Raw genomic sequence first — 10,280 nt, 5'->3', positions numbered from 1 at the left:
GGCGGGTTTTTTTATTCCAACGTGTCGCTTACATCAGCGGCGCCGCCAGTTGCACGATACTGATCAGCGGTTGCGGGTAGATACCCAGCACCAGCACCAGCAGTGCAGAGATCAGCACTACGATACCGCCCGCGCTGTACTGCCAGTTAGACGGCGCATCACGGTTCAGTTGCTGCGGTGCGCTCAGGTACAGGCTCACGGCAACGCGCAGGTAGTAGTACAAACCAATCGCCGAACCGACCACCACGGCAGCAACCAGCCACCACAGATTGGCCTGCACACCGACAGCCAGTACGTAGAATTTACCGATAAAGCCCAGCGTCATCGGGATACCCGCCAGAGACAGCATCATCACCGTCATCACTGCCGCGAGGATCGGACGATGCCAGAACAGGCCGCGATAGGAGAACAGAGAATCCGCATCCGGACCACGGTACGGGCTGGACATCAGACTGACCACACCGAACGCGCCAAGGCTGCTGAACAGATAACCAGCCAGATAAACGCCAACGGCTTCCATCGACATCTCGCCGCTCTGCAGGGCAATCAGCGCCACCAGCAGATAACCGAGGTGAGAGATGGAAGAGTAGCCGAGCAGACGTTTGATGTTGGTCTGGCTCAGCGCCATCAGGTTACCGAAGATGATAGAAGCAAAGGCAATCACACCCAGCACGATACGTACCGCTTCGCTGTCGCCAACCGGCGCGTACAGGAACAGACGCATCACCACGCCGAAGATAGCGATTTTGCTCGCCGTCGCCAGGAAGGTGGAAACCGGAGCCGGAGCACCCTGGTAGACGTCTGGCGTCCACAGGTGGAACGGAACCAGCGAGAGTTTGAAGCCGAGGCCAACAATCATCAGACCGAAGCCCGCCAGCAGCAGCGGTTCGCTCAGCATGCCGTCGCCGAGGCTCTTACCGAGCGCGACAAACGACAGATTCCCAGACTGCGCGTACACCAGCGCCATACCGAACAGCAGGAAGGAAGACGCTGCGGCAGACAGAATGGTGTATTTGATACTGGCTTCCAGCGAACGTTTCTGACGGAACGCATAGCCGACCAGGCCAAACAGCGGCAGAGAGATAAGCTCAATACCAAGGAACAGCGCCGCCAGATGGTTAGCGTTAGCCAGCAGAATACCGCCGAGCGCGGCAATCAGCACCAGCAGGTAGAACTCTTCCCGGTTGTCGTCGTAGCCTTCCAGCCACGGGTAAGCGAAGGTACAGGTGGCAAGACTCGCCAGCAGCACCAGCCCGGTGTAGAGCATGGCGAAACCGTCAACCCGCATCAGCGGGGTGACGTCCATGGCGCCCGCCTGGCCAACAAACCAGAGCGAAACCAGCGCGGCGTTAAGCCCAATGACTGACAACGTGGCATTGAGGAAGTGATTGCGTCGCCACGCAATGGAGAGCATCACAACCACCACCGTCAAGCCGACGATCAGCAGCGGTAGCAGCGCAATCAGGTGTTGTGGAGTTATTGTCATGGCGATTTACGGCCTTGTAGTAGTAACGGAATTAACAAACCACTGCTGGATGTTGCTCATCGCAGAATGCGAGGTATCCAGAATCGGCTGCGGATAGAAGCCAAGCAGTACCAGAAGCACGACCAGCAACAGGATGATAAACAGCTCACGCAGCGACATCCCTGGCAGTTCAACACTGGCAATCTGGCTTTTCGCCTTACCGAAGTAAGCGCGATGCAGCATCGCCAGCGAGTAAACAGAGGCAAACACCAGACCAAAGGTTGAGATCACGGTAATGACCGGAACCACCTGATAGCTGCCGAACAGAATCATGAATTCGCCAACGAAGTTACCGGTACCCGGCATACCCAGCGTACACACTGCAAAGAACATTGACAGCGCAGGCAACCATTTCATTTTGCCCCACAGGCCGCCCATCATACGCATATCACGCGTGTGCAGACGTTCGTACAGCTGACCACACAGGATGAACAGACCGGCTGCAGAAAGACCGTGCGCAATCATCTGGATAACCGCACCCTGGTACGCCAGTTGGCTGCCGGTGTAGATAGCAATCAGCACGAAGCCCATGTGCGATACAGAGGTGTAGGCAATCAGACGTTTGATATCGTACTGATTAAAGGCCATCCACGCGCCGTAAAAGATGCCGATTACGCCAAGCCACATAGCGATAGGTGCAAACTCCGCCGACGCGTTCGGGAACAGCGGCAGGGAGAAACGCAGCAGACCGTAGGCCGCCGTTTTCAGCAGAATCCCCGCCAGGTCAACGGAACCTGCGGTCGGTGCCTGGGAGTGCGCATCCGGCAACCAGCCGTGCAGCGGAACCACCGGCATTTTCACCGCAAACGCGATGAAGAAGCCCAGCATCAGCAGATATTCCACGCCGTGGGACATCGGGGTATTCAGCAGTTCTTCATAGTTGAAGGTCCACACGCCGGTCGCTTTGTAGTGCACAAACACCAGCGCCAGGATGGCAATCAACATCACCAGACCGCTTGCCTGGGTATAGATGAAGAACTTGGTGGCCGCCGTGATACGCGTTTTACCGTCAGAGGCTTTATGCCCCCACAACGCGATCAGGAAGTACATCGGCACCAACATCATTTCCCAGAAGAAGAAGAACAGGAACATGTCGATGGCAAGGAATACGCCGATTACGCCGCCTAAGATCCACATCAGGTTCAGGTGGAAGAAGCCCTGGTATTTTTCGATTTCATTCCAGGAGCACAGTACCGCCAGAACACCGAGCAGACCGGTTAGCACCACCATCAGCAGCGACAAACCGTCGATGGCTAAATGAATAGAGATGCCAAAACGTGGGATCCACGGCAGGACAAACTCAGACTGCCACTGCGGAATGCCAGCGGATTGCGTCAGTGAATAGCCGCCCTGCAACCACAGTTGCAAGCCAAGCGCCAGCGTCAGTCCCATGGTAATCAGCGCTATCCAGCGCGGCACCTTCACGCCAAAGCGTTCGGTCTGCCAGCACAGGAAGCCACCGATAAAGGGGATTAATATCAACCAGGGTAATAACATAGCTAAGTATGTCCCTTATATTTACTCCTGCTCAGGCTATCTCACTCATCAGCCCAAATCCCGGCAGTGCTCGCAATCCTCACGTACTTCAGTACGCTCCGGTTGCTCTGCGCTGGCGGTATTCGGTCTGACTTCGCCGATGACGCCTGTACTTCAGGAACAGATTTTCAACGAATTCTAAAAATTATTTTTGGGTTTGTAGGCCGGATAAGCGCAGCGCCATCCGGCAGTCGTTCATCCAGCCAACAAACTCAACGCAGTACCATCAACAGTGCCAGCACAACAACGGCGCCGATGCTCATTGATGCCACATACCAGCGCAGATAGCCGTTCTCGCTTAACAGCAGGCCTTTACCTGCAAAGCGAGACAGGATCGCCGGAATGTTCATCATTGCGTTCAGCGGATCGCGTTTCAGCAGCCATGCAACACCGAGGAACGGCTTGACGAACACTTTGTCATACAGCCAGTCGAAGCCCCAGGCGTTATACCACCAGGTACCCAGCAAACGGCCTGGCGCACTGTTGGCAATCGATGTCACAAGCTGGCGTTTACCCAGCCACAGCCATGCAGCGATCAGGATGCCCGCAATCGCGACGATACCGGAAGTAATTTCCAGCGTCATGACGCGACCATGCTCAAGCTCGGTCGTCGCAGGCAGTACGCCATGCAGTGGCGGCACAATCAGCGCGCCAACAAAGGTGGACAGGATCATCAGCACAATCAGCGGCAGATGATGGGTAATCCCCTTCCCGGCGTGAGCGTGAATTTGTTCTTTACCGTGGAACACGATGAAAATCATGCGGAAGGTATACAGCGAGGTCATGAACGCACCGACCAGACCTGCAACCATCAGATTGATATGACCGTTCGCCATCGCACCGGCCAGAATCTCATCCTTACTGAAGAAGCCAGCGGTAATCAGCGGCAGAGCCGACAGCGCCGCGCCACCAATCAGGAAGCAGAGATACACCAGCGGAATAGACTTACGCAGGCCGCCCATCTTGAAGATGTTCTGTTCGTGGTGGCAGGCCAGGATAACCGAGCCGGATGCCAGGAACAGCAGCGCTTTAAAGAAGGCGTGCGTCATCAGGTGGAAAATCGCCGCATCCCACGCCTGAACGCCAAGCGCCAGGAACATGTAGCCAATCTGGCTCATCGTGGAGTAAGCGAGAACGCGTTTGATGTCGGTCTGTACCAGCGCAGCAAAACCCGCCAGCACCAGCGTGATAGCACCGATAATCCCCACCAGATGCAGGATTTCCGGGGTCATCAGGAACAGGCCGTGCGTACGTGCAATCAGGTAGACACCGGCGGTAACCATCGTTGCGGCGTGGATCAGCGCAGAGACAGGCGTCGGGCCTGCCATCGCATCAGCAAGCCATGTTTGCAACGGCAGCTGTGCAGATTTACCGACCGCACCGCCCAGCAGCATCAGGGTTGCCCACATCAGCATGTTGTTACCGTCTGCAAAGTGCGCAGGCGCCAGTTCCACCATTTCGCGGAAGTTCAGCGTGCCCAGCTCGTTGTAGAGGATGAACAGTGCGAACGCCAGGAATACGTCACCAACACGGGTTACCACGAAGGCTTTCATTGCCGCAGCGCCATTCTTCGGATCGGTGTAGTAGAAACCAATCAGCAGATAGGAGCACAGGCCCACGCCTTCCCAGCCGAGGTACATCAGCAGCAGGTTATCCGCCAGCACCAGAACCACCATGCTGGCGATAAACAGGTTGGTGTAGGCGAAGAAACGAGAATAGCCCTCTTCTCCGCGCATATACCAGGAGGCGAACATGTGGATCAGGAAACCGACGCCGGTCACCACGGAGAGCATGGTCAGCGACAGGCCGTCCAGCACCAGGTTAAAACCGATGTTGAAGTCGCCGACTGACATCCACGTCCACAGCGGCTGGCTGTAAGCCTGCTGGCCATTGGCAAAGAAATCAATGCCAACAAACGCAGTCACCAGCGCGGCCAGACCAATCGACCCGACGCCCACGGTAGCGGACAGATCTTCTGACCAACGACCACGAGAAAACGCCAGTAATACAAAGCCAATAAATGGCAGAATAATGGTTAAGGCAAGCATGTTCATCCACGCATCTCACTTACTGAATCGATGTTCAGGTTCTGGCGACGGCGATGAAGTTGCAGCAGCAGCGCAAGTCCAATGCTCGCTTCCGCAGCCGCAAGGCTGATGGCGAGAATGTACATCACCTGACCATCGGTCTGGCCCCAGTAGCTTCCGGCGACCACAAAGGCCAGCGCAGAGGCGTTAATCATGATTTCCAGCCCAATCAGCATAAACAGCAGATTGCGGCGGATAACCAGACCGGTCAAACCCAGGACGAATAAAATCGCAGCGAGGATCAGTCCATGTTGTAAGGGGATCATGCGTGCTCCTCCGTTTTTCTTTTCGCGCGGTCATCGGTGCGATTGCTCAGCACCTCACCTGAACGCTCTTCGCGCCCCACGTGGAAGGCCACAACCAGACCCGCCAGCAGCAGCATCGAAGCCAGTTCGACCGCCAGTACATACGGTCCGAACAGGGAAATACCGACTGCTTTCGCGCTGATTGGTGTCCCGTCGATGCCCTGATCGTTAACGCCCAGAATGGCGTAAACAATCACCGCCAGCATGATGGCCGACAGAATCGCCGGTCCAATCCACACCTGAGGTTTCAGCCACTGGCGTTCCTGTTCAATTTCAGAACCACCGAGGTTGAGCATCATTACTACGAATACGAACAGCACCATGATGGCGCCCGCGTAGACGATAATTTCCAGCGCACCCGCGAAGTAAGCGCCTAACGAGAAGAACACCCCGGAAATCGCCAGCAGCGAAATAATCAGATACAGCAGTGCGTGTACCGGATTGGTGTGGGTGATCACCCGCAAGGTTGCGAGAATGGCTATCAGGCCACAGATATAAAAAGCGAACTCCATTGCCCCTCTCCTTACGGTAACAGGCTCTTGACGTCGATAGGCTTAGCTTCGTTCTCTGCTTCGCCCTTATCTTTGCCGTCGATTGCCATACCTGCCATCCGGTAGAAGTTATATTCCGGGTATTTGCCCGGACCGGAGATCAGCAGATCCTCTTTCTCGTAAACCAGGTCCTGGCGCTTGTACTCACCCAGCTCGAAATCTGGAGTCAGCTGAATAGCCGTTGTCGGACAGGCTTCTTCGCACAGGCCGCAGAAAATGCAGCGTGAGAAGTTAATGCGGAAAAACTCCGGATACCAGCGGCCATCTTTGGTCTCTGCTTTTTGCAAAGAGATACAGCCTACCGGACACGCTACCGCACACAGGTTACAGGCAACGCAGCGCTCTTCTCCGTCCGGGTCACGGGTCAGAACGATACGACCACGAAAACGGGGCGGTAGATAGACCGGCTCTTCCGGGTACATCTGCGTTTCGCGTTTCGCGAACGCATGCAGGCCGATCATCCAGATACTGCGTACCTGGGTGCCGAAACCTACGAACAATTCTTTTAAGGTCATGGTCTTTGTGTCCCTTATTGCGCCTGCCAGAGAATGACAGCCGCCGTTACCAGCAAGTTGACGAGCGTCAGCGGCAGACAGACTTTCCAGCCGAAGGACATTACCTGGTCATAACGAGGACGCGGTAACGACGCACGAATCAAAATGAACATCATCATGAAGAACGCGGTTTTCAGCGCGAACCAGACGAATGGTGGTAAGAACGGGCCATGCCAGCCACCGAAGAACAGGGTAACCATCAGCGCAGAAATGGTGACGATACCGATGTACTCACCCACGAAGAACAGACCGAATTTCATACCGGAATATTCAATGTGGTAACCGTCGGCCAGTTCCTGCTCGGCTTCTGGCTGGTCAAACGGGTGACGGTGACACACCGCCACGCCCGCGATGGCAAAGGTGACAAAACCAAAGAACTGCGGAATAACGTTCCAGATATCAGCCTGGTTGTTGACGATGTCGGTCATGTTAAATGAACCGGCCTGCGCCACCACGCCCATCAGGGAAAGTCCGAGGAACACTTCGTAGCTCAGCGTCTGCGCAGACGCACGCATCGCACCGAGCAGGGAGTATTTGTTGTTACTGGACCAGCCGGCGAACAGCACCGCGTATACCGCGAGGCCCGCCATCATCAGGAAGAACAGGATCCCGATGTTCAGGTCGGCCACTACCCAGTTCGGACTCACCGGCACGATGGCGAAAGCCAGCAGCAGCGAGGTGAAGGCGATCATCGGTGCCAGGGTAAAGATGACGCGATCCGAGAATTTCGGGATCCAGTCTTCTTTAAAGAACATCTTGATCATGTCCGCAACCAGCTGGAGCGAACCGCCCCAGCCAACACGGTTCGGTCCGTAACGGTTCTGGAACAGACCCAGCAGACGGCGTTCGCCAAAGCTCATGAATGCCCCGCAGGTGACCACCACCAGCAGGATCACCACCGCTTTGAGGATGCTCAGCAGGATCTCAATCAGATCGGGTGTAATCCAACTCATTGTTGTGCCTCCTGCAGATCCTCAAGACGCGCACCTGCCAGAACCGGCGCGATGCCAGGCATGCCCATCGGCAAACCAACCTGCCCTGCCGTTAATCCTTCAGCGATTTCAACCGGCAGCGTAACCGTGTTGCCATCGTAGCTGAAAGAAACGCGCGTACCGGCATTGACACCCAACTTCGCGGCATCTGCCGGGTTGAGCTTGATGTACGGCTGCGGCATACGGGTCTGGAAGACCGGCGCACGCTGGGACATTTCGTCACTACCAAACAGGTGATAGTAAGGCGCAATACGCCACTGACCTTCCTGAGCCTGGAAGCTCGCCGGAACGGTTGTGAAGTAATCCATACCATCCGCAGAAGCTTCGATCAGGCGCACGCCCGGATCGCCATGACGCAGTTTACCGCCCACTTCATCCTGGAACTTGTTCCACGCCTGTGGGGAGTTCCAGCCCGGAGCCCAGGCAAACGGAATTTGTGAACGCGGCGCAGACGGCTGGTTGTTACCTTCCATAGAGAAGGCGAACATGGTGTCTTTGTCCTGCGGCTGGCGCGGTTCGTGTACGCTGATGTTGGCGCGCATTGCGGTACGCCCACTGTAGCGGTGCGGTTCACGAGCCAGCTTCTGTCCACGGATACGGAAGCTTGCGTCCGGCGCGGCATCTTTAATGCCCGCCAGCTGCGGCAACTTCTCAACGACCGCGTCGATAACGTGGTCGAGCTGCGTCCAGTCCACTTCACGACTCTGCACGGTGCTGTGCAGCGAGTGCAGCCAGCGCCAGCTTTCCAGCATTACGGTGTTGCTGTCGTAGTAGGATGGGTCATAGACCTGGAAGAAACGCTGGGCGCGGCCTTCGTTGTTAATCACCGTACCATCGCTTTCAGCGAAGCTTGCAGCGGAAAGCACCAGATGGGCGTTTTCCATAATTGCCGTACGCTGATGGTCAACGACCAGTACCAGCGGCGCTTTCGCCAGAGCGGCATCAACGCGAGCAGCTGAAGCATGGCGATGCAGGTCATTTTCCAGCACCACAACGGCGTCAGCGCGGCCTGTTTCCAGCTCGGTCAGCGCATCGTCAAGGGAACCACCGCCAATCATGCCGAGGCCCATGCTGTTAACCGAGCGAGCAATCATGGTGATGCCGACGTCTGCACCACGGCCTTTCAGCGCCTTCGCCACGTTGGCAGCCGCCTGAATCACTTCGGCACTACCGGCGTTAGTGCCGGAAATAATCAGTGGTTTCTTCGCCCCGGCCAGTGCCTGAACGATAACGTCAATTTTGTTCTGCAGGTCACGGTCGATACCGTCAACCGCCGGAGCGTTGTTATCCAGCGCATGAGCGATAGCGAAACCTAAACGCGCCTGATCTTCAACCGGTGCACGATAGGTCCAAGCGGCGATATCATCCAGGCGGGTGTTATCGACGTTGGTAACGAACAGCGGATGCTTGGCACGCTGGCCGATGTTAAGGATTGCTGCGATCTGCCAGTCAGCCACTTTCTGTGCCGCCGCCATTTCACGCGCTTTACCTTTCACCGCCTGACGCACTGCCAGCGCAACGCGTGCGCCGGTCTGGGTGACATCTTCGCCCAGCACCAGAACCGCATCATAAGATTCGATTTCGCGCAGTGCCGGAGTATGAATCCCGCCGTCACGCAGCACGCTCAGTGCCAGTTGCAGACGTTCCTGCTCGCCCTGGGCTATACCGGTATAGAAGTTATCCGCACCGACCAGTTCACGCAGCGCGAAGTTGCTCTCAACGCTGGCGCGCGGAGAGCCGATACCGATCACTTTCTTCGACTGACGCAGAATATCTGCCGCCCCCTGCATCGCCTGCTCAGCGTTCAGGGTGATCAGATCATCGCCACGACGCTGTACCGGCTGACGCGGACGGTCTTTCAGGTTCACGTAACCATAGCCAAAACGACCACGGTCGCAGAGGAAGTAGTGGTTAACGGTACCGTTGTAGCGGTTTTCGATACGACGCAGTTCGCCGTAACGCTCACCCGGGCTGGTGTTACAGCCAATGGAACACTGCTGGCAGATGCTCGGGGCAAACTGCATATCCCATTTACGGTTATAACGCTCGGAGTGCGTTTTGTCGGTAAACACGCCGGTCGGACAAATTTCTACCAGGTTACCGGAGAATTCGCTCTCAAGCGTACCGTCTTCCGGACGACCGAAGTAGACGTTGTCATGTGCGCCATACACGCCCAGATCCGTGCCATCGGCGTAATCTTTGTAGTAACGCACGCAGCGATAGCAGGCGATGCAGCGGTTCATTTCGTGAGAGATGAACGGCCCCAAATCCTGGTTGCGGTGTGTACGCTTCGTGAAGCGGTAGCGACGGAAGCTATGACCAGTCATGACGGTCATATCCTGAAGGTGGCAGTTACCGCCCTCTTCGCAGACCGGGCAGTCGTGCGGGTGGTTGGTCATCAACCACTCGACGACGCTTTCGCGGAACTGCTTCGCTTCTTCGTCATCAATAGAAATAAAGGTACCTTCGGTGGCCGGTGTCATACAAGACATCACCAGGCGACCACGCGTGTCTTCCGCGTTCTGATATTGCTTCACCGCACACTGGCGGCAAGCACCGACGCTGCCCAGCGCCGGGTGCCAGCAAAAGTATGGAATATCAAGGCCGAGAGACAGACAAGCTTCCAGCAGGTTGTCCGCTCCATTGACCTCATATTCTTTGCCGTCTACATGAATCGTAGCCATAGTCAGCATGCTTCCAGTTGGCTCGGTCAGTGACCAAGCGTTAATC

Annotated in this window: 8 protein-coding genes; all 8 read right to left on the bottom strand. The window is 56.2% G+C overall.

Annotated features, from left to right (window positions below; translation table 11 throughout):
• Nucleotides 1–28: 28 nt before the first annotated feature.
• Nucleotides 29–1,486 carry an NADH-quinone oxidoreductase subunit NuoN gene (gene nuoN / locus FDX03_RS04770; protein ID WP_048211072.1) on the bottom strand — a complete coding sequence of 486 codons (1,458 nt, stop codon included), beginning with the start codon at nucleotides 1,484–1,486 and terminating at the stop codon, nucleotides 29–31.
• A 6-nt stretch (nucleotides 1,487–1,492) separates the two neighbouring features.
• A complete protein-coding gene (gene nuoM, locus FDX03_RS04765) occupies nucleotides 1,493–3,022 on the bottom strand; it encodes an NADH-quinone oxidoreductase subunit M (RefSeq protein WP_003027692.1) in 1,530 nt (509 codons plus the stop codon).
• Nucleotides 3,023–3,273: 251 nt separating this feature from the next.
• A complete protein-coding gene (nuoL, locus tag FDX03_RS04760; protein ID WP_137345540.1) occupies nucleotides 3,274–5,115 on the bottom strand; it encodes an NADH-quinone oxidoreductase subunit L in 1,842 nt (613 codons plus the stop codon).
• Nucleotides 5,112–5,414, bottom strand: a complete 303-nt coding sequence (nuoK, locus tag FDX03_RS04755; RefSeq protein ID WP_000612644.1) for an NADH-quinone oxidoreductase subunit NuoK — start codon at nucleotides 5,412–5,414, stop codon at nucleotides 5,112–5,114. The genes nuoL and nuoK overlap by 4 nt, the downstream gene beginning before the upstream one ends.
• The gene (gene nuoJ / locus FDX03_RS04750) at nucleotides 5,411–5,965 is read right to left on the bottom strand and encodes an NADH-quinone oxidoreductase subunit J (RefSeq protein ID WP_016153833.1); all 555 of its coding nucleotides are present in this window, start codon (nucleotides 5,963–5,965) and stop codon (nucleotides 5,411–5,413) included. Before nuoJ ends, nuoK begins: the two co-directional genes overlap by 4 nt.
• An 11-nt stretch (nucleotides 5,966–5,976) precedes the next feature.
• Nucleotides 5,977–6,519, bottom strand: a complete 543-nt coding sequence (gene nuoI, locus FDX03_RS04745) for an NADH-quinone oxidoreductase subunit NuoI (protein WP_003028062.1) — start codon at nucleotides 6,517–6,519, stop codon at nucleotides 5,977–5,979.
• Between the two features lie 14 nt (nucleotides 6,520–6,533).
• A complete protein-coding gene (gene nuoH / locus FDX03_RS04740; protein ID WP_003028063.1) occupies nucleotides 6,534–7,511 on the bottom strand; it encodes an NADH-quinone oxidoreductase subunit NuoH in 978 nt (325 codons plus the stop codon).
• Nucleotides 7,508–10,234, bottom strand: a complete 2,727-nt coding sequence (gene nuoG, locus FDX03_RS04735) for an NADH-quinone oxidoreductase subunit NuoG (RefSeq protein ID WP_137345539.1) — start codon at nucleotides 10,232–10,234, stop codon at nucleotides 7,508–7,510. Before nuoG ends, nuoH begins: the two co-directional genes overlap by 4 nt.
• Between the last annotated feature and the right edge of the window lie 46 nt (nucleotides 10,235–10,280).

This window comes from Citrobacter sp. wls827 (genome assembly GCF_005280875.1).
In the GTDB taxonomy this organism is placed as follows: Bacteria; Pseudomonadota; Gammaproteobacteria; order Enterobacterales; family Enterobacteriaceae; genus Citrobacter; species Citrobacter youngae.
Note: the sequence above shows the minus strand (reverse complement) of the source record. Positions and strands in the feature narration are given on the sequence as shown.